Raw genomic sequence first — 19,256 nt, 5'->3', positions numbered from 1 at the left:
CGTTCAGGCGGTCCGCAGGAACCGGTCGAGCACCCGGACCCCGAAGTGCAGTGCCTCGACGGGTACCCGCTCGTCGACCCCGTGGTACATGGCGCCGTAGTCGTAGCCCTCCGGCAGCTTCAGCGGGGTGAAGCCGTAGCCGGTGATGCCGAGGCGGGAGAACTGCTTGGCGTCGGTGCCGCCGGACATGCAGAACGGCACGACGTGGCCCTCCGGCGCGAACTCCTCGACGGCGGCCCGCATCCGGGCGAACGTCGGCGAGTCCACCGGCGCCTGGAGGGCGACCTCCCGGTGGTGGAACTCCCACTCCACGTCCGGCCCGGTGAGCCGGTCGAGGGTGCCGCGGAACTCCTCCTCGGCGCCGGGCAGATACCGTCCGTCGACGTACGCCACGGCCTCCCCGGGAATGACGTTGATCTTGTAACCGGCGTCCAGCATGGTCGGGTTGGCGCTGTTGCGGAGAGTCGGCTCGACGAGGTGCGCGGCCGGGCCGAGCTTGTCCAGCAGCGCGTCCACGTCGGTCAGGTCGGTCTCGATGCCGTACACGGCCGCGAGTTCGGTGAGGGCGGCGCGTACGGTCGGGGTCAGCCGCAGCGGCCACTCGTGCGCCCCGATCCGCGCGATCGCCCCCGCGAGGCGCGTCACCGCGTTGTCCCGGTTCACCTTGGAGCCGTGCCCGGCGCGTCCCCGCGCGGTGAGCTTCAGCCAGGCGGTGCCGCGTTCACCGGCCGCGATCGGGTAGATCTGCCGCCCGGCCCCGTCGTGGAACGTGAAGCCGCCCGACTCGCTGACGCCCTCGGTGCAGCCCTCGAACAGCCCGGGGTGCTCGTCGGCGAGGAATCCGGAGCCGTCCTCGGCGCTGGCCTCTTCGTCGGCGGTGAACGCGATGACGATGTCCCGCCGGGGCCGCACGCCCCGGCGGGCCCAGGAGCGCACCACGGCCAGGATCATCGCGTCCATGTCCTTCATGTCGACGGCGCCCCGCCCCCAGAGGATCCCGTCGCGGACCTCCCCGGAGAACGGGTGCACGCTCCAGTCGGCGGCCTCGGCCGGTACGACGTCCAGATGGCCGTGGAGGAGCAGCGCGCCGGCCGTGGGGTCGGTGCCCTCGACGCGGGCGACGACGTTGGTGCGGCCCTTCGTGCGTTCCAGGAGCGTCGGCTCGATACCGGCCTCGGCGAGCCGCGCGGCGGCGTACTCGGCGGCGGGCCGCTCCCGGCAGTCGCCGCCGCCCCGGTTGGTGGTGTCGATCCGGACGAGGTCGGACGTGAACGTCACGACCTCCTCCAGCGCCTGCCCGTCCACCCGCTCAGCCATACTGCTCCTCCACCGCGGCCGCGACGATCGTGGTGACCGCCTTGAAGGCGCGGATGCCCTCGTACATGGTCCCGCTCGTGTACGCCACCTTCCGCTCGGCGATCCGGTCCACACCCGGTACGACCGTGGCGGCCATCGCCAGGTGCTCCGCGTCGAACTCCACGGCGACGGTGAACGGCCCGCCGCGCACGGGCTCGTGACGCACCGCCAGCGCGGCGGCCTCCTTGGCGGCGGCCCGGATGTCGGCCGCGGTGCGCGCGGGCGGGCGGCACACGGCCGCGTACCGGGACACGTGGTCCTTGACGGCGACCTTCAGCGCCCCGGGCGCGTACCCGAGCGCGTCCTCGCAGGCCACGTCGTCGCCGGTGACCAGCACGACCGGCACCCCGAACTCGGCCGCGACCTGCGCGTTGAGCAGCCCCTCGCTGGCCCGTACGTCGTTCAGCCACACGCCCGTGATGGAGTTGGCCAGGTAGGTGTGGGCGAGGACGCCCTCCATGCCGGCGCCCGCGTGGTAGCCGACGAACGCGACGCCGTCGACGTCGCCGTACTGCACGCCCTCCACCATGGACAGCGCCTTGTGCCGCCCGGTGAGCAGCTGGGCCCGGTCGTCCAGCTGCTCCAGCAGCAGGTTGCGCATCGTCGAGTGCGCCTCGTTGATGACCACCTCGTCGGCGCCGCCGTCGTGGAAGCCGAGCAAGGCGGCGTTGACGTCGGAGGTGAACAGCGAGCGGCAGCGCTCCCACTGCGAGGCGCCCGGCAGCACGTCGTCCGGCCAGGTGACTCCGGTGGCGCCCTCCATGTCCGCGCTGATGAGGATTCTCATGACGAGCCGTCCCGGGTGCAGATCTTCATGGTTCGTCACGTTACGCGCTGCGGGCGGAACCGGCTACGAGGTGGTCACCACCGTATCGGCAGGTCGCTGATGAACGCGGTGAGCCGGTCGGCGAGGAGCCGGTGGTCGCGGGCCGAGTAGTGCCAGTGGCAGCCGGTGTTGTCCAGGCCGGTGGCGTCGAGGGACCAGTGGCGGACCCGGCGGTCGCCGGCGGCGGTGCGGTCCCGGACGACCTGCTCGACGTGTCCGGCGAACGGGCCGGTGCCGACGGCCAGCAGGGCGGTCCCGGGGCCGTAGCGCGTGCGCAGTTTCTCCAGGAAGCCGCGGTAGGCGCTGCGGTAGGCGGCGGCGAGGCTCTCGTCCGTCCACGGCTCCCCGGGGTTGACGGGCGTCGAGAAGTCGTTGGTGCCGAGGTACACCACGACGAGCTGCGGCCGCCAGGTGCCCGGGTTCTGCCAGACGTCGCCCGGCACGTTCAGCAGCGCGCGGTCGTAGAAGGTGCGGTAGTTCACCTCCGGGGAGCCGCCGTTGTAGTTGCGCACCATGCCCAGGCCCGAGTAGGCGTTGAGCTGGTAGTCGGCCTTCAGCCGCCGGGCGGTGAGGGCGCCGTAGCTCACGTCCGCGTTGGTGGTGCGCTTGAGCTGTTCGCCGTCGCAGTCGCGGGACGCCGAGAGGTTGCCGTAGCCCGCGGTGAGGGAGTCGCCGACGAACTCGATCTGGCGGCTCCGCGCGGCCGGCCTGCTCAGCACGGCGCCGCCCGGCGCGGCGACGAACCCGCCGAACGCGCTGGTGCTCCAGGGCGTGTCGTTGCGCTTGACGAGCCGGACGGTGTGCACGCCGTCGCGCAGTCCCCTGACCCAGTGGGTCGTCCGGCCCGGCGTGACGAGGGTCGCGACGGTGGTTCCGTCGACCTGGACGTCGTAGTCGGCGGCCGGGTCGTCGAGGACGATTCCGACGCCGGTCCCCCGGACCCGGCCCTCGAAGTACACGCCGGGCCAGCTGTACCGGAGGACGTCCCCGGCGTCCTGGACCCGCCCGGCGGTGTGCACGCTCGCCCGCACTCCGTCCCGGTCGGGCGCGGCGGTGGCGACGGCCGACGTGCCGAGCAGCAGCAGCGACGCCGCCGACGCGACGAGCATCCGGACCCAGGGCAACGGCATGACTGTCCTCCGGACGGCGAGGCAGGTACACGGACAGGACGGCTCACCAGTGACCGTACACCGACAAAAACCAAGGTCACCAGGGTCCGTGCCGGAGCCGGCCGAAGCGGCGGGGCAGGAGCGCCTCGGTCAGCCCGTGCGCCCCGCCACCACCCACCGCGAGGGCAGCTCGACGCGGGTGCCGTCGGGGCGGTACTCCGTGGTGCTCAGGGGGAGTTCGCCGCTCGCGAGGACGGTGAGCCCCGCGGCGCGCAGGTACTCGGGGACGGCGTCGTCCGAGACCTCGCCGGGCGCGATGCCGTGCCGGAACACGGGCGCGAGCTTGGGCGGCGGACCGGCCGGGCCGCTCGCCAGGGCCATCAGCACCGGCTTGGCGTCCCCCGAGAGTTCCACGAGGAGGGCGCGGCCACGGTCGCCGACCAGCGTGGCGATGCCGTCCACGAGCGCCTGCCGGTCGTCCGGCTCGCACTGGTGCAGGACGCCCCGCACATAGACGTTGGCGTCGCCGAGTTCCGCGTGCAGGGCCTGGGTCTCGCTCTTCTCGGCGGCGTCCAGCTGCCGGTAGGTCACCTGCCCCGCCGGGTCGGCCCGCCGGGCGTGGTCGAGGGCCGCGGCGGACAGATCGGCGCCCAGGACCCGCGGGAAGCGGTCGGCGAGGAAACGGGTCTGGGTGCCGTTGCCGCAGCCGAGGTCCACCAGCGGCAGGGCGGGATCGGCCAGGTGCGGTTCGAACAGGGCGAGGTGCGGACCGGCGGTCAGGGCCGGTTCGGCGTCCCAGATCACCGCCCCGGGTTCGTCGGACGCCTCACGCCAGAACCCCTCCCAGGACTCCCGGTACCGACTCGTCACGCTCATGTCCGACTCCCCAGGGTGCGAACGGTTCCCGCCATGAGTGACGGGCGAGTACGGTGTACCGCGCCCCGGTCGCGGCCACAAGGACGCGGCGCGTTCCTTCACCTCGCGTTCGACGCGGCGGTGCTCAGCGGCGCGGCAGGGTCAGCTCGAACCACACCGTCTTGCCGGCGTTGGTCCGGCTGGTCCCCCACTCGCGGGACAGGGTGCTCACCACGCGCAGGCCGCGTCCGGCGTCGTCGAGCGGGCCCGCGTCGATCAGCGTCGGCAGTTCGTGGTCGTCGTCGTGCACCTCGCACAGCAGCGTGTCGCCGCGGACCAGGCGCAGTTCGACGGGGCGGGCGTGGGAGTGCCGTACGGCGTTGGTGACGAGTTCGCCGACCATCAGCTCGGCGGACGCGACCAGCTTCGCCAGGCCCCAGTCGTGCAGTTGCTCGCGGACCGCGGCGCGGGCCCGGCCCACCTCGGCCGGGTCGAGGGCCAGGCGCCATTCGGCCACGTCGTCCGGCTCGATGCCGTTGAGGCGGGCCATCAGCAGGGCCACGTCGTCCTTGCGGCCGCCCCGCGTGTTGAGGGCGCGGATGATCGTGTCGCAGGCCTCGTCCATGGACGCGGCCGGATGAGCGGCCGACTCGCAGAGGGTCGCCAGGCCCACGCCGATGTCCTCGCCGCGCACCTCCACCAGCCCGTCGGTGCACATCACCAGCCGGTCGCCGGGCTCGACGCGCACCCGGACCGCCTCGAAGGGCACTCCCCCGACACCGATGGGCGCGCCCGTGGGCAGGTCCAGCAGTTCGCTGCGGCCGTCCTCGGCCCGGACCAGGACGGGCGGGATGTGCCCGGCGTTGGCGAGGTGGAGTTCGCTCGCGATCGGGTCGTAGACGGCGTACAGGCAGGTCGCGAGGTAGGTGTCGCCGAGGCGCTGGGCGAGGTCGTCGAGGTTGCGCAGCAGCTGGGCGGGCGGCAGGTCGAGCCCGGCCATGGTCTGCACGGCCGTGCGCAACTGGCCCATCATGGCGGCCGAGTTCAGGCCGTGGCCCATGACGTCGCCGACGACGAGCGCGGTGCGCCCGCCGTGCAGCTTCACCGCGTCGAACCAGTCGCCGCCGACCCGTCCGAGCAGGGTGCCCGGCAGGTAGCGGGTGGCGATGTCGCAGCCCGGCATGCGGGGCGGGATGTGCGGCAGCATGCTGTCCTGGAGCGTCTCGGCGACGTTCTCCTGGAACGTGTACATGCGCGCGTTGTCGAGCACCAGGCCCGCGCGGGCGGCGAGTTCGGCGCCGGTGACGCGGTCCATGTCGTTGAAGACGGGCCGCTCCGGGTGGCGCAGCAGGATCATGAAGCCGAGGACGACGTTGCGCGCCTTCAGCGGGACGACGAGCATGGAGCGGCCCGTGATGAGCGGCCGGATGTCGCGCTTCTCGAACTGCGCGGCGATGGCGTGCCCCATCTCCTCGCTGATGCGCGGCACGAGCACGGGTTCGCCGCTGGTCATGCACTGGAAGAACGGCGTGTGCGCCGGGAACGGCATGGCCTCGCCGACCGGCACGACGTCGTCCCAGCGGCCCGGTTCGTCGGTGTGCTCGACGGCGACCCGGTGCCACAGGGTCGTCGTGTCGGGCACGCCGTCGGGGAAGCCCTCGCCCGCGACGACCTGTTCGCGCAGATAGGTGCCGGCGACATCGGTGAAGCGCGGCACGACCGCCCTGCTGACCTCGATGATCGTGCGGGACAGGTCGAGGGAGGTGCCGATGCGCCCGCTGACCTCGTTGAGGAACTCCAGGCGCTCGCGGACGGCGGCGTACTCCAGATCCTCGGCCTCATCGCGCAGTTCCTCCGGTACGGGCTCACCTGCGGCCCGGGCCCGCGCGGCCCGCTCGCGGCGCGCCCTGCGTTCGGCGCGCCGGGCCACGCCCCAGTCGGGGGTGACGGGCACCCGGTCGTTCTGGCTGAACTCCAGGACGGGGTAGCCGAGTTCGAGGACCTGCGCGACGATGCGGGCGCTCTCGCCGACGCTCATGCTGGGCATGATCTCCGGGAGCCGGCGGGCGAGGTCCTCCGCGCCGGGGAAGTCGGTGTGCAGGGCGAAGCCGGGCGCGATCCGCTCGAAGGTCCCGTCGCCGGGCCGCAGCCCGTCCGCGTCGGCGGCGAGCACGAGCAGCCGCTCGGGTCCGGGACCGACCAGCGGATAGGCCCACCACAGGACGTCGGCCCGCTCCCGGCCGGGCGCGGCGAGGCGGGCGCGGCCCGCCGCGGGGTAGGACAGCCCGCCGTCCAGGGAGGATTCGAGGTCGGGCCCGAGGCCGTCGTCGTCGGCGTACGGGGCGGGGTCCTGCCCCTCGGCCAGGGCGCCGGAGACGGGCAGCAGGTCGAGGGCCGGGCGGCCGATCGCCTCTTCCTTGGGGACGCCGAACAGGCGCCGTGCGCCCCGGCTCCAGTGGGACACGAGGCCCTCGCGGTCGACGACGACCACGGCCAGCGGGACCCGGCCGGGCTCGCCGGCTTCCGTCGCCGCGCCGCGCCCAGCCCCGGGGCTGGGGGTGGTGTCCGTCTCGGTGCCACGGTCCATGGCCCAGGCCCTCTCTCCCCACGGATCCGCAAGATCTGTGCCGGCGTCACCACCGTACGGCTCCCGCCGGGGGTGAGGTGAGTCAACGCGGGAATTGCTCGCGCGGGGTGCGCACCGGCGTACGACCCCGCGCGCCCGCGCCGTTCAGTCCTCGTGCCCCAGTTGCAGATCCCGCTCGGTGCGTCCGCCGCCGGCCACCTGGAGGACGGTGGCGACGGGCGGGTAGCCGGCGGCGATGACGGTGTACTCCCCGGAAGCCAGGTCGACGAAGCGGAAGGTGCCGTCGGCGCCGGTGGTGAGCGTGTCGATGACGTTGCCGCCCACGTCCAGCAGGGTCACCCGCGCGTCCTCCACCGGCCGTCCGCCGCCCGCCCGGACGGTGCCGCGCAGCACGGCGCCGCCGGCCAGCTCGATGTCCCGGCGGGTCTCGCGGGCGGCCTGGACGGTGACGGGGAGCGCGGCCGGGCGGAAGGCGGGCGCGCTGGCGGCGAGGGTGTACTCGCCGGCCACCAGCTCGGTGATGACGTAACCGCCCTCGCGGCCGCTGCGGGTGGTGGCGACGACCTCGCCGTGCGCGTTGGTGAGGGTGACGGTGGCGTCCCGCACGGGCGTGCCATCGGCGGTGACCACGCTGCCGACGAGGTTCCCGGCGCCGCCGAGCACGATGTCGAGTTCGACGGGGCGTTCGCCGACGGTGACGGAGACCGCCTGCGGCTGGTGGCCGCCGGCCGCGGCGATCAGCACGTACGAGCCCGGGCCCGGGGTGGCCAGCGCGTAGCGTCCGTCCTCGCCGCTCGCGCCGCGCCCGGTCTGCCGGCCGGTGACGTCGATGAGCGTGAGCGCCGCGCGGGGCACGACGGTCCCGTCGTGGTGCTGCACCGAGCCGCAGACGGGCACGCCGGCGGTGTACGCGCCGCGCGCCTGCGGGATCGGGGCGTTCCCCGGTGCCGTGTCCGGGTCGGTGACGGAGGCGTTGTGGGACACCAGGGGTTTCTCCTTGAGGAAGAAGGCGATGACGAGTCCGAGGACGAGCACCGGCACCAGGTAGAGGAAGATCCGCGGCATGGTGTCGGCGTAGGCCCGGACGTAGTCGTCGCGCAGGGCCGGGGGCAGGGAGTGCACCAGCTGCGGGGTGAGGGACTCCGGGTCGGGCAGCCGGGTCCCCGCGCGCGTGGGCGGGCGGTCGGCCAGGGCGTCGGTGAGCCGTTGCGCGAGGAGCGTGCCGCAGACGGCGGCTCCGACGCTGCCGCCGATCTGCCGGAAGTAGTTGTTGGCGCTGGAGGCGGTGGACAGGTCGGCCGGGCGCACGGAGTTCTGCACGGCGAGGATCAGCACCGGCATCACCATGCCGATGCCGGCGCCGAGGACGGCCGTCCAGATGCCGAAGTGCAGCCGGGGAGTGCCGGCCTCCAGGCGGGAGAGTAGCCACATGCCGGCCACGGAGAGGGCGCAGCCGAGGATCGGGTAGGCCTTGTAGCGGCCGGTGTGGCTGATGAGCTGTCCGGCGATGACCGAGGCGCCGACGATGCCGGCCGTCATCGGCAGCATGAGCAGGCCCGACTCGGTGGCGGAGACCCCGTCGACCATCTGCAGGTAGGTCGGCAGGTAGCCGGCGGCGCCGAAGAGCGCGACGCCGATCACCAGGCCGACGAGGCCGGTGACGGTGAAGACGGAGTCCCGGAACAGCCGCAGCGGCATGAGGGGCTCGGCGGCGAAGCGCTCGACGACGAGGAAGAGGACGGTCGCCGCGGCCGCTCCGGCGCCGAGGCCGAGGATCACGCGCGAGTCCCAGGCGTGCTCCGTGCCGCCCCAGGTGGTCAGCAGGACCAGGCAGGTGGAGGCGGCGGTCAGCAGCAGCGCGCCGAGGATGTCCGGCCGGGCCCTGGCGGCCGGTTTCGGGAGTTTCAGCGCGAGGGCGACGACGGCGAGGGTGACCAGGCCGAAGGGCACGTTGACGTAGAAGCACCAGCGCCAGGAGAGGTGGTCCGCGAAGTAGCCGCCGAGCAGGGGGCCGGCCACGGAGGCGAGGCCGAAGGCGGCGCCGATCACGCCCAGGTAGCGGCCGCGCTGCCGGGGCGGCGCGATGTCGGCGGTGATCGTCTGCACGCCGATCATGAGGCCGCCCGCGCCGGCGCCCTGCAGGGCGCGGAACGCGATCAGCTGGTCCATGGTCTGCGCCCGGCCCGCGAGCGCGGAGCCGGCGACGAAGACGACCAGGGCGAACTGGAAGACACCCTTGCGGCCGAGGAGATCGCCGAGCTTGCCGTAGACGGGCAGTCCGACGGTGGCGGTGAGCAGGTAGGCCGTGATGGCCCAGGACATCCGGTCCGCACCGTGCAGCTCGCCGACGATCTCCGGGAGCGCGGTGGCGACGATCATCTGCTCCAGGGCGGCCAGGAGCAGGGCCGGCAGCAGCGCGAGGAAGACCAACCGCACCCGCCACGGGCTCAGTCGGGCGTCCGCCGTCGGTGGTGGTGCGGGGGCGTCGGGAGGTGCTACCGCCGGTTCGTCCTGCGCCAGAGTGATACCGCCCACCTACCGCTCCCCTCGTCGCGCTGCCGCACAATTCCCGCGTAAAAGCGACAACTACGAGCAAGCGCGACGAGTTACGGCACAGGAGCGAGCCGTACGGAGATCACCCGAACCGGTGAGGGGCCCAACGGCCCCCCGGGGTCCGGGCCTTGGGAGCGGCTACTTCTCGACCTCGGTGGCGAGCCTGGCGAGCACCGCGTCGTAGATCCGGCCGAGCCCCTTGGGCGCGAACGTCTTCTCGAAGAAGCCGCCGATGCCGCCGGCGCCGGTCCAGGTGGTGGTCACGACGACGCGGGACTTGCCCTCCCCGGCCGGGGTGACCCGCCAGGTGGTGACCATGGAGGAGTTGCGGTCCTTCTCGACCAGCTCGCCGTCAGTGGGCTCGGTGACCTCCAGGAGGCAGTCGCGCACGCGCTTGCTGGTGGCCTGGAGCCGCCAGTGGACGAGGGTGCCCTCGCCGTCGCCGCCCTCCCGGACCTCGTACTCGCTGAACTGCTCGGGCAGCAGCTTCGCGCGCGTGCCGCTGTAGTCGGCGAGGGCGTCGAACACCGTCTCCGCGTCCGCCGCGACGATCCGCTCCGTAGTGGCTTCGACCTGCGCCATCGCTTTCCTCCAGGACATGGTTGCTCGGGGGTCGGGGCAAGCCAACCACCCCGCCGCCCGGCCGCCCAAATCGGGGTGGCCCAACCCGGTCGAACACGTTCGGAAAACACCCTCGCACGATCAAGGGAACATGTGTTCTATTCTGTGGGCAGTGCTACCGAGGAGGCGTCATGCGCTGGGAGAACCTCACAGTGGACTCCGAACACAGCCGGGCCGATGCCGCGCTGTTCGGCGCGGACGCGGTGACGACCCGGACCTTCGACACCCCGGAGTTCGCCGGGATCACATTCCACGAGATCCGGGCCCGTTCGATCATCAACCGGGTGCCGGCGGTCTCCCGGATGTCGTTCCAGTGGACGGTCAACCCCTACCGGGGCTGCACGCACGCGTGCGTGTACTGCTTCGCGCGCAAGACGCACAGCTACCTCGACCTCGACACGGGGCTCGGCTTCGACAGCCAGATCGTCGTCAAGATCAACGCGCCGGAGCTGCTGCGCCGGCAGCTCGGCTCGCACCGCTGGCAGGGCGAGCACATCGCGATGGGCACGAACGTCGACTGCTACCAGCGCGCCGAGGGCCGCTACCGCCTGATGCCGGGCATCGTCTCGGCCCTGCGCGACCACGCGAACCCCTTCTCGATCCTGACCAAGGGCACGCTGATCCTGCGCGACCTGGACCTGATCCGGCAGGCCGCCGAGGTGACCGACGTGGGCATCTCCGTCTCGGTCGGCTTCACCGACCAGGAGCTGTGGCGCACCGTCGAGCCGGGCACGCCCGCGCCGGAGCGGCGCCTCGAGGTCGTGCGGACCTTCGGCGAGCACGGCATCGGCTGCGGTGTGCTGATGGCGCCGGTGATCCCGTTCCTGAGCGACGAGCCGGCCCAACTGCGCGCCACCGTACGGGCGATCGCGGCCTCGGGCGCCACGTCCGTCACGCCTCTGGTACTGCACCTGCGGCCCGGCGCCCGCGAGTGGTTCATGACCTGGCTGGGACAGCACCACCCGCACCTGGTGCCGCGCTACGAGCGGCTGTACGCGGAGGGCTCCTACGCCCCGAAGTGGTACCAGCGCCGGATCACCCGTCAGGTGCACGAACTGGCCGAGGAGTACGGCATCGGGCCCACGCGCGCGGGGATGCCGCGGCGGACCCGGCCACCCGAGCCGGCAAAGGAGCCGCCGGTGTCCGGACCGACCCAACTCTCGCTCATTTAGGAGCATACGAGCGCATCCGAAGATCCAATTGGGTCATCAATTTGACGGAATGCGTTCTTCCGGGACCGCTTTCCGGGACGATGCGGCGAGGACGGTGACCCTCGCGGCCCGACATCCCGCCGTCCTGGGAGGACTCCATGAGAAAACGCGCAGCCGCGCTGTGCGGCGCCGCCGTCGTCATGGCCGGGGCCTTCACGGCCGTTCCCGCCGAGGCGAACGCACCCGGCACCGCCGGCTCCGTACAGACCGCGAAGCTCACCTGGAAGAACTGCGCCACCGACAACTACCCGACGCTGCAGTGCGCGTCGCTGAAGGTGCCGCTCGACCACCGCAGGCCGCACGGGAAGCAGATCACCCTCGCCCTGTCCCGCGTCCCGCACACCGCCAAGACCTACCAGGGCCCGCTCCTGGTCAACCCGGGCGGTCCCGGCGGCAGCGGTCTGACGCTCGCCGGGTTCGTCGCGTCCGCGCTGCCGAAGGAGGTCGCGGCCCAGTACGACGTCATCGGCTTCGACCCGCGCGGCGTGGGAGCGAGCCAGCCCGCCCTGGACTGCAAGCCGGGCCACTTCGACCCGGTGCGCCCGAACTCGCTGCCCAGCACGCCCGCGATCGAGAAGGCCAACCTCGACCGCGCCAAGTCCTTCGCCGCCGCCTGCGGCGAGAAGTACGGGCACCTGCTGCCGTACGTCAACACCACGAGCGCCGTACGCGACATGGACGCGATCCGGCAGGCCCTGGGCGCGAAGAAGATCAACTACTTCGGCTACTCGTACGGCACCTACCTGGGCGCGGTCTACGCCAAGTTCTTCCCGGAGCGGGTGCGGCGCCTGGTCCTCGACTCGGTGGTCGACTCCACGGACGTCTGGTACGAGGCCAACCTCAACCAGGACGTGGCCTTCGACGACCGCCACCGCGCCTTCCTGGCCTGGGTCGCCGAGCACGACGCGACGTACCGGCTGGGCACCGATCCGGAGGAGGTCGAGGCCAAGTGGTACGCGATGCGGTCCGCTCTGGCGAAGAAGCCGGCCGGCGGCACGGTGGGCGCCTCGGAGCTGGAGGACACCTTCATCCCGGGCGGCTACTACAACGGCTACTGGCCGGACCTGGCGGAGGCGTTCGCGGCGTACGTGAACGACAAGGACCCCGAGCCGCTGGTCGACGCGTACGAGGACTTCGGCGCGGTGGACGCCTCCGGCGACAACGGCTACAGCATCTACACCTCGGTGCAGTGCCGGGACGCCGGCTGGCCGCGTGACTGGCGGCAGTGGCGCAAGGACAACTGGGCGGTGTACGAGAAGGCACCGTTCATGACCTGGAACAACGCCTGGTACAACGCGCCGTGCGCGTTCTGGCCGACGGACTCGCTGCGCCCGGTGAACGTCGCCAACGGCAAGCTGCCGCCCGTGCTGCTGTTCCAGGCGACCGGCGACGCGGCCACTCCGTACCAGGGCGGCGTCACCGTCCACCATCTGCTGGCCCGCTCCAGCCTGGTGGTCGAGAAGGGCGGCGGCAACCATGGCATCACGCTGAGCGGCAACGCCTGCCTCGACAAGCACCTGGCGGCGTACCTGACCGACGGCACCGTGCCGCGCGGGTACGGCGAGGCGGACGCGGTGTGCGCGGCGCTGCCGGACCCGAAGCCGGCGGCGTCGGCCGAGGGGCCCTCGGCGAAGGCCGGGTCGGCCTCCTCGAAGGGCTCGACGCTGCACGGCCTGCTCGGCTTCCGCGGCTGAGCAGTTGACGGGCCGTCCGTCGGGGGCGGGCCCTGTCAGACCCATGGTCCACCATGGACCCATGAGTGAGCTGACGAGGATCCCCGCCCCCGCCGGAGTGGCCGCCGCGGCCCAGTACAGCCACGTGGTCATGGGCACGGGCCGTTTCGTGGCGGTCTCCGGTCAGCTCGCGCTCGACGAGCGGGGCGAACCGGTCGGCGAGGGCGACCCGGCGGCGCAGGCCCGCCAGGTCTTCGAGAACCTCCGACGCTGCCTGGCCGCCGCCGGGGCGACCTTCGACGACGTCGTCAAACTGACCTATTTCGTCACGGACATGGCCCACATGCCCGCGATCCGGGCCGCCCGCGCCGAGCACATACCCGACGACCGGCTGCCGGCCGCGTCGGCGGTGCGGGTCGCGGGGCTGGTCCGCCCCGAGTTCCTGCTGGAGATCGAGGCGTTCGCGGTGGTGGCGCCGTGACGGGCCCGCGCGTCCGGGAGATGACCCTCTCTGACTGCGACCGCGTCGCGGAGATCCGCGTCCGCGGCTGGCAGCACGCATACCGCGGGATGATCCCGCAGTCGTACCTCGACGGACTCAGCGTCGCGGAGGACGCCGAGCGGCACCGCACCCGTCTCGCGCGGGCCGACGGCCGGGTGGTGAACCTGGTCGCCGAGGACGCGCGCGGCGAAGTCGTCGGCTGGGCCTGCCACGGGCCGTACCGGGAGGGCGAAGTCCTCACCGACGACGCCGAGTTGTACGCCGTCTACGTCCACCCGGACCACCTCGGGCAGGGCGCGGGGCAGGCCCTGCTCGCGGAGTCGCTCACGCGCTGCGCCGCCGCGGGCCACGGCCGTCTCCTGCTGTGGGTGCTGAAGGAGAACGTCCGGGCCCGCCGCTTCTACGAACGGGCCGGCTTCCGGGCGGACGGCGCGGAGGAGCCCTTCGACGTGGAGGGCGTCGCCGTCCCGGAGGTGCGCTACAGCAGGGCGCTTTGAGCCCTCACCGCTGCCTCGGGATCCGCCCCAGCGCCCGCACCGCCGCCTCGGCCAGCGCCGGATGCGCCAGGGCCTCGTTCAGCACGGGTCTGGCCCGGCCGTCCCCCAGCGCGCCCAGTCCGTCCACGCAGGCGAGGGCCACGCGGCGGTACGGATCGTGCGGGCGCAGCCGGCGCTGGAGGGTGGTGATCAGCGCGGGTACGGCCTCGGGGGCACGCAGCTCGACCAGGAGGCGCACGGGGTGCAGGGCGTAGGCGACGCGCAGCTCGTTGGTGGCGAGGGCTGCGGCCGCGCGGGCGGTGCGCGGGTCGCCGAGTCGGGCCAGCGCGTACGCCGCGGAGGCGCAGCGCGGTGGATCGCGGTGGTTGAGCAGCAGCACCAGGGCCTCGAAGGCCCGCCGGTCCCCCGCGAGACCGAGCCGGAACGCGGCCAGTTCCCGCGCCCAGAGCGGTTGCCCGGGTTCGGTGAGCACCGCCGCCAGGGCGTCGAGGTCGTCGGTCGCCACGAGCCGCTCGAACGCGGGCGACGCCCCCGACTCCTGCCGTAAGCGCTCCGTGAGTGATCGCAACTCTTCGTCCATGACGGAGAGGTTAGGCGGGCCGCGAGCCGCGCGGGACGTACATCACAAACACGGGGGCTGGCGCGCTCGTTACCCGCCAGTTAAGCTCAGACGAGCGAGTTACCCACTCGCATTCCTCGCGGTGGTCTGGTGACGCGGCCACCGTGAGAGCAGTCGGTTCGGTGCCTCAGGTACCGCAGTACGGCCCGGCCCCGGGACAGGGCCGGTCGGAACGGCCGATGCTCTCCGGGCGTGTGCACGCCCGTGGAGACGGCACCGGGCGTGTGCGCTCGCAGCCCGGCCACACCCGCACTTCACACGCACCCGGTGCGCCCGGGGTCCGGCTTCCCGCCGGGCCGCCTTCGGCGCACCCGGGCGGCGTTCCCCGTCGTCACCCTCATCCTGGAGTCCCGCGATGGCCACTCCCCTTTCCGACCCGTCCCTGTCCCCGCTGCGGACCGTCGCCGTCGTCGGCCTCGGCACGATGGGCACCGGCATCGCCGAGGTCCTCGCCAAGGCCGGCCGCGAGGTCGTCGGCATCGACATCAGCGAGGCCCAGACCGCGAAGTGCGTCGCCGCCCTGGAGGCCTCCACGGCCCGTGGCGTCGAGCGCGGGCGGCTCACCGAGCAGGAGCGCGCCGAGATCCTGGGCCGCGTCCGCACCTCCGCCGACCTGCGGGCCGCGGCCGACGCCGACCTGGTCATCGAGGTCGCGCCGGAGTCGTACGAGGTCAAGCAGCAGATCTTCCGGGAGCTCGACGGGATCGTGCGCCCCGAGACCATCCTGGCGACCGGCACCAACGCCCTGTCCGTCACCCGGCTGGCCGCCGACTCGGCGCGTCCCGAGCGGGTGCTGGGCCTGCACTTCTTCAACCCGGCCCCGGCGATGCGCCTGGTCGAGGTCGTCTCCTCGGTGCTGACCGCCCCGGCGGCCGTCACGGCGGTCACCGACCTCGCGCTCGACCTGGGCAAGGAGCCCGTCGCGGTCGGCGACCGGCCCGGTTTCGTCGCCGACGGCCTGCTGTTCGGCTACCTGAACCAGGCGGCGGCGATGTACGAGGCGAAGTACGCCTCCCGCGAGGACATCGACGCCGCGATGCGGCTCGGCTGCGGTCTGCCCATGGGTCCGCTGGCGCTGCTCGACCTGATCGGCGTCGACACCGCCCGCACGGTCCTGGAGGCCATGTACGCCGCCTCCCGCGACCGGCTGCACGCCCCCGCACCCATCCTCAAGCAGCTCAGCGAGGCGGGTCTGACCGGCCGCAAGGCGGGGCGCGGTTTCTACACGTACGAGGCGCCGGGCAGCGGCACGGTCGTGCCGGACGCGCTCACCCCGCGGGAGGGCGGCGACACGGTCGCCGGCCGCACGGTCCGCTCGGTCGGTGTCGCGGGCTCCGGGACGATGGCCTCCGGGATCGCCGAGGTCTTCGCCAAGGCCGGGTACGAGGTCGTGCTGGCGGCCCGCAGCGAGGAGAAGGCGCAGGCCGCCAAGGCCCGGATCGGCAAGTCCCTGGCCCGCTCGGTCGACAAGGGCCGCCTGACCGCCGAGGCCGCCGCCGAGACCCTGGACCGCATCACCGCCACGGGCACGTACGACGACTTCGCGGACGTGGACCTGGCCGTCGAGGCGGTCGCCGAGGACCTGGAGGTCAAGCGGCAGCTGTTCGCCGCGCTGGACAAGGTCTGCAAGCCGGGCGCGGTCCTGGCCACCACCACCTCGTCCCTGCCGGTCGTCGCCTGCGCCCGGGCCACCTCGCGCCCGCAGGACGTGATCGGCATGCACTTCTTCAACCCGGCGCCGGCCATGAAGCTGGTCGAGGTCGTCCGGACGGTGCTGACCGCCGACGACGTCCACGCGACGGTCCGCGAGGTCTGCGGCAGGATCAGGAAGCACGCCGTCGACTGCGGGGACCGCGCCGGTTTCATCGTGAACGCGCTGCTGTTCCCGTACCTGAACAACGCGATCAAGATGGTCCAGGAGCACTACGCGTCCCTCGACGACATCGACGCGGCGATGAAGCTGGGCGGCGGCTACCCGATGGGCCCGTTCGAGCTGCTGGACGTCGTCGGACTGGACGTCTCGCTCGCCATCGAGAAGGTCCTGCACCGCGAGTTCCGCGACCCGGGCCTCGCCCCGGCGCCCCTGCTGGAGCACCTGGTGGCCGCGGGCTGCCTCGGCCGCAAGACCGGCCGTGGTTTCCGCGAATATGCCAAGCGCTGAGCGTCCCGGCGACTGGTTCCGGTCCGGCTCCGAGTGGGGCGGCCTGCTCGGCCCGGACCGGTTCCCGCCCCCCTCCGGCGGGGGCGGAGAACCAGGTCATGCGCACCGAGCTGCGCACATGCAGTACGTTCAGGGCATGTCCCAGCCCGCCAAGTCCGCACGTACACCAGCTACGACCGACGCGCCGGAGAGTGCCGCAGGCTCCCGTGCCGCCGCCCAGCGGCTCAAGATGCGCCGGGAACTGGCGGCCGCCGCGATGGAGCTGTTCGCGACCAAGGGGTACGAGGCGACCACCGTCGACGAGATCGCGGCCCAGGCCGGGGTCGCGCGCCGCACCTTCTTCCGCCACTTCCGCTCCAAGGAAGAGGCGATCTTCCCCGACCACGACGACACCCTGATCCGCGCCGAGGCGGTGCTCAACGCCGCGCCCGCGCACGAGCATCCGCTCGACACGGTGTGCCGCGGCATCAAGGAAGTCATGCGGATGTACGCGGCCCGGCCGGAGATCTCGGTCGCCCGCTACAAGCTGACCCGCGAGGTGCCCACCCTGCGCGAGGCGGAGATCGCGTCGGTGGCCCGCTACGAGCGCCTGTTCACCCGCTATCTCCTCGGCCACTTCGACGAGCGCGCGCACGCCGACGACGCCAACGACGACCCGCTGCTGGCCGAGGTCGCCGCGTCCGCCGTGGTCACCGCCCACAACCACGTGCTGCGGCGCTGGCTGAGGGCCGGCGGGCAGGGCGACGTGGAGGCGCAGCTGGACCACGCCTTCGCGATCGTGCGCAAGACCTTCGGCTCGGGCATCGGAGCCGGGCGCTCCACGGAACCGCAGCCGGCCGTCGCCACGGCCTCGGCGCAGGGCGAGGTGCTGGTGACGGTCGCCCGCACCGACGCCCCTCTGGACGAGGTCATGCGGACGATCGAGCAGGCCCTCAAGGAGCGCTGAACCCTCTCCTGCTGTGTGATGACGGCCACCCCACGGGGTGGCCGTTTTGGCATGTCAGGGGCCGTTTTGCAGGCCCTTGAAGCTTCGATTCGATCGATCATCGCTCATTTGTTACGTAAAGATTTCATCTGAGAGCAAGTTCTGGCACTCAGTGCCTTGCGGGGTGACACGCGGTGTCATACGTTGAAGAGGTCCGGGCGACGTCCCAACGGGCCTCGCGCCCGTCCGCCCCGGACGCCTGCGTCACAGGCAACCTCCCGCGCCACCAGCGCTGCCGAACAGCACCACCGCCGAACCGACGGCACACCCTCGAACCCTCAGCAGCACCGACGTACCCATCGGCGCCCCTCCCTCAGGGCGCTCACCGCCGGAGGCAACACCGTGACCGTGAAGGACATCCTGGCCGCGATCCAGTCGCCCGACTCCACGTCGGAGGACTTCGCCGCCCTCCCGCTGCCCGAGTCGTACCGCGCGATCACCGTGCACAAGGACGAGACGGAGATGTTCTCCGGGCTCGCCACGCGCGACAAGGACCCCCGCAAGTCGATCCACCTGGACGAGGTGCCGCTGCCCGAGCTGGGCCCGGGCGAGGCCCTGGTGGCCGTCATGGCCTCCTCGGTCAACTACAACTCGGTGTGGACGTCGATCTTCGAGCCGCTGTCCACCTTCGGCTTCCTGGAGCGCTACGGCCGCACCAGCGAGCTGGCCAAGCGCCACGACCTGCCGTACCACATCATCGGCTCGGACCTCGCGGGCGTCGTCCTGCGCACCGGCCCGGGCGTCAACGCCTGGCGCCCCGGTGACGAGGTCGTCGCGCACTGCCTCTCCGTCGAGCTGGAGTCGTCCGACGGCCACAACGACACGATGCTCGACCCGGAGCAGCGCATCTGGGGCTTCGAGACCAACTTCGGCGGCCTCGCGGAGATCGCGCTGGTGAAGTCCAACCAGCTGATGCCCAAGCCGGACCACCTCAGCTGGGAGGAGGCCGCCGCCCCGGGCCTGGTCAACTCCACCGCCTACCGGCAGCTGGTCTCCCGCAACGGCGCCGCCATGAAGCAGGGCGACAACGTCCTGATCTGGGGCGCGAGCGGCGGACTCGGCTCCTACGCCACCCAGTTCGCGCTGGCCGGCGGCGCCAACCCGATCTGTGTCGTCTCCTCGCCGCAGAAGGCGGAGATCTGCCGCTCGATGGGCGCCGAGGCGATCATCGACCGCAACGCCGAGGGCTACAAGTTCTGGAAGGACGAGAACACCCAGGACCCCAAGGAGTGGAAGCGCTTCGGCAAGCGCATCCGCGAACTCACCGGCGGCGAGGACATCGACATCGTCTTCGAGCACCCCGGCCGCGAGACCTTCGGCGCGAGCGTCTTCGTCACCCGCAAGGGCGGCACCATCACCACCTGCGCCTCGACCTCGGGCTACATGCACGAGTACGACAACCGCTACCTGTGGATGTCGCTGAAGCGGATCATCGGCTCGCACTTCGCCAACTACCGCGAGGCCTGGGAGGCCAACCGGCTCATCGCGAAGGGCAAGATCCACCCGACCCTGTCCAAGGTGTACTCCCTGGAGGACACCGGCCAGGCGGCCTACGACGTGCACCGCAACCTGCACCAGGGCAAGGTCGGCGTGCTGTGCATGGCCCCTGAGGAGGGCCTGGGCGTGCGCGACGAGGCCAAGCGCGCGCAGCACATCGACGCCATCAACCGCTTCCGCAACATCTGAGACACCCGGGGTCAT

General features: G+C 72.4%; 15 protein-coding genes. 7 read left to right on the top strand and 8 right to left on the bottom strand.

Annotation, left to right across the window (positions count from 1 at the left end):
* Positions 1-3 precede the first annotated feature (3 nt).
* The 7 genes from ABZ386_RS09900 to ABZ386_RS09870 all read right to left on the bottom strand — a co-directional run bounded on the left by ABZ386_RS09900 (position 4) and on the right by ABZ386_RS09870 (position 9,868).
* Positions 4-1,317, bottom strand: coding sequence for a M20/M25/M40 family metallo-hydrolase (locus ABZ386_RS09900; protein WP_351343186.1), 1,314 nt, complete (start codon positions 1,315-1,317; stop codon positions 4-6).
* Positions 1,310-2,143, bottom strand: a complete 834-nt coding sequence (locus ABZ386_RS09895; RefSeq protein ID WP_355718627.1) for a M55 family metallopeptidase — start codon at positions 2,141-2,143, stop codon at positions 1,310-1,312. The genes ABZ386_RS09900 and ABZ386_RS09895 overlap by 8 nt, the downstream gene beginning before the upstream one ends.
* Positions 2,144-2,217: 74 nt before the next feature.
* Positions 2,218-3,312, bottom strand: coding sequence for an SGNH/GDSL hydrolase family protein (locus ABZ386_RS09890; protein WP_358964508.1), 1,095 nt, complete (start codon positions 3,310-3,312; stop codon positions 2,218-2,220).
* 129 nt (positions 3,313-3,441) lie between these two features.
* Complete coding sequence (locus ABZ386_RS09885) at positions 3,442-4,167, bottom strand: class I SAM-dependent methyltransferase (RefSeq protein WP_358964506.1); 726 nt, start codon at positions 4,165-4,167, stop codon at positions 3,442-3,444.
* 124 nt (positions 4,168-4,291) lie between these two features.
* Positions 4,292-6,733, bottom strand: coding sequence for a SpoIIE family protein phosphatase (locus tag ABZ386_RS09880; protein ID WP_358964504.1), 2,442 nt, complete (start codon positions 6,731-6,733; stop codon positions 4,292-4,294).
* A gap of 144 nt (positions 6,734-6,877) precedes the next feature.
* Positions 6,878-9,268: an MFS transporter gene (locus tag ABZ386_RS09875; RefSeq protein ID WP_358964503.1), complete on the bottom strand. Its 2,391-nt coding sequence runs from the start codon at positions 9,266-9,268 to the stop codon at positions 6,878-6,880.
* Positions 9,269-9,424: 156 nt separating this feature from the next.
* Positions 9,425-9,868: an SRPBCC family protein gene (locus ABZ386_RS09870; RefSeq protein WP_351343198.1), complete on the bottom strand. Its 444-nt coding sequence runs from the start codon at positions 9,866-9,868 to the stop codon at positions 9,425-9,427.
* Positions 9,869-10,038: 170 nt separating this feature from the next.
* Here ABZ386_RS09870 and ABZ386_RS09865 point away from each other — a divergent pair, with 170 nt between their 5' ends.
* From ABZ386_RS09865 to ABZ386_RS09850, 4 genes are all read left to right on the top strand, one after another.
* Entirely contained in the window at positions 10,039-11,079 is a 1,041-nt protein-coding gene (locus ABZ386_RS09865; RefSeq protein ID WP_358964501.1) for an Rv2578c family radical SAM protein, read from the top strand.
* Positions 11,080-11,216: 137 nt separating this feature from the next.
* Entirely contained in the window at positions 11,217-12,812 is a 1,596-nt protein-coding gene (locus tag ABZ386_RS09860; RefSeq protein ID WP_358964500.1) for an alpha/beta hydrolase, read from the top strand.
* Between the two features lie 61 nt (positions 12,813-12,873).
* Positions 12,874-13,272 carry a RidA family protein gene (locus tag ABZ386_RS09855; protein WP_355728884.1) on the top strand — a complete coding sequence of 133 codons (399 nt, stop codon included), beginning with the start codon at positions 12,874-12,876 and terminating at the stop codon, positions 13,270-13,272.
* 20 nt (positions 13,273-13,292) lie between these two features.
* The gene (locus ABZ386_RS09850) at positions 13,293-13,790 is read left to right on the top strand and encodes a GNAT family N-acetyltransferase (protein WP_358964498.1); all 498 of its coding nucleotides are present in this window, start codon (positions 13,293-13,295) and stop codon (positions 13,788-13,790) included.
* A 4-nt stretch (positions 13,791-13,794) separates the two neighbouring features.
* On the opposite strand, the gene ABZ386_RS09845 is transcribed toward ABZ386_RS09850, so the two are convergent.
* Positions 13,795-14,370, bottom strand: coding sequence for an adenylosuccinate lyase (locus ABZ386_RS09845; protein ID WP_114256312.1), 576 nt, complete (start codon positions 14,368-14,370; stop codon positions 13,795-13,797).
* Positions 14,371-14,764: 394 nt separating this feature from the next.
* On the opposite strand from ABZ386_RS09845, the gene ABZ386_RS09840 reads away from it, so the two are divergent.
* From ABZ386_RS09840 to ccrA, 3 genes are all read left to right on the top strand, one after another.
* Positions 14,765-16,570, top strand: a complete 1,806-nt coding sequence (locus tag ABZ386_RS09840) for a 3-hydroxybutyryl-CoA dehydrogenase (protein ID WP_351343209.1) — start codon at positions 14,765-14,767, stop codon at positions 16,568-16,570.
* A gap of 136 nt (positions 16,571-16,706) precedes the next feature.
* Positions 16,707-17,516: a TetR family transcriptional regulator gene (locus ABZ386_RS09835; protein WP_198678341.1), complete on the top strand. Its 810-nt coding sequence runs from the start codon at positions 16,707-16,709 to the stop codon at positions 17,514-17,516.
* 381 nt (positions 17,517-17,897) lie between these two features.
* Positions 17,898-19,241, top strand: coding sequence for a crotonyl-CoA carboxylase/reductase (ccrA, locus tag ABZ386_RS09830; RefSeq protein WP_114256309.1), 1,344 nt, complete (start codon positions 17,898-17,900; stop codon positions 19,239-19,241).
* The last annotated feature ends 15 nt before the right edge of the window (positions 19,242-19,256 follow it).

The sequence above is a fragment of the Streptomyces sp. NPDC006140 genome (assembly GCF_040628815.1).
Lineage (GTDB): Bacteria > Actinomycetota > Actinomycetes > Streptomycetales > Streptomycetaceae > Streptomyces.
This window is presented reverse-complemented; position numbering and strand designations above follow the sequence as displayed.

What these genes read in the sequence shown, in the direction of transcription:
- ABZ386_RS09900 (WP_351343186.1), bottom strand. Translation starts at nt 1,317, where the DNA reads ATGGCTGAGCGGGTGGACGGGCAGGCGCTGGAGGAGGTCGTGACGTTC.
- ABZ386_RS09895 (WP_355718627.1), bottom strand. Translation starts at nt 2,143, where the DNA reads ATGAGAATCCTCATCAGCGCGGACATGGAGGGCGCCACCGGAGTCACC.
- ABZ386_RS09890 (WP_358964508.1), bottom strand. Translation starts at nt 3,312, where the DNA reads ATGCCGTTGCCCTGGGTCCGGATGCTCGTCGCGTCGGCGGCGTCGCTG.
- ABZ386_RS09885 (WP_358964506.1), bottom strand. Translation starts at nt 4,167, where the DNA reads ATGAGCGTGACGAGTCGGTACCGGGAGTCCTGGGAGGGGTTCTGGCGT.
- ABZ386_RS09880 (WP_358964504.1), bottom strand. Translation starts at nt 6,733, where the DNA reads ATGGACCGTGGCACCGAGACGGACACCACCCCCAGCCCCGGGGCTGGG.
- ABZ386_RS09870 (WP_351343198.1), bottom strand. Translation starts at nt 9,868, where the DNA reads ATGGCGCAGGTCGAAGCCACTACGGAGCGGATCGTCGCGGCGGACGCG.
- ABZ386_RS09865 (WP_358964501.1), top strand. Translation starts at nt 10,039, where the DNA reads ATGCGCTGGGAGAACCTCACAGTGGACTCCGAACACAGCCGGGCCGAT.
- ABZ386_RS09860 (WP_358964500.1), top strand. Translation starts at nt 11,217, where the DNA reads ATGAGAAAACGCGCAGCCGCGCTGTGCGGCGCCGCCGTCGTCATGGCC.
- ABZ386_RS09855 (WP_355728884.1), top strand. Translation starts at nt 12,874, where the DNA reads ATGAGTGAGCTGACGAGGATCCCCGCCCCCGCCGGAGTGGCCGCCGCG.
- ABZ386_RS09850 (WP_358964498.1), top strand. Translation starts at nt 13,293, where the DNA reads ATGACCCTCTCTGACTGCGACCGCGTCGCGGAGATCCGCGTCCGCGGC.
- ABZ386_RS09845 (WP_114256312.1), bottom strand. Translation starts at nt 14,370, where the DNA reads ATGGACGAAGAGTTGCGATCACTCACGGAGCGCTTACGGCAGGAGTCG.
- ABZ386_RS09840 (WP_351343209.1), top strand. Translation starts at nt 14,765, where the DNA reads ATGGCCACTCCCCTTTCCGACCCGTCCCTGTCCCCGCTGCGGACCGTC.
- ABZ386_RS09835 (WP_198678341.1), top strand. Translation starts at nt 16,707, where the DNA reads ATGTCCCAGCCCGCCAAGTCCGCACGTACACCAGCTACGACCGACGCG.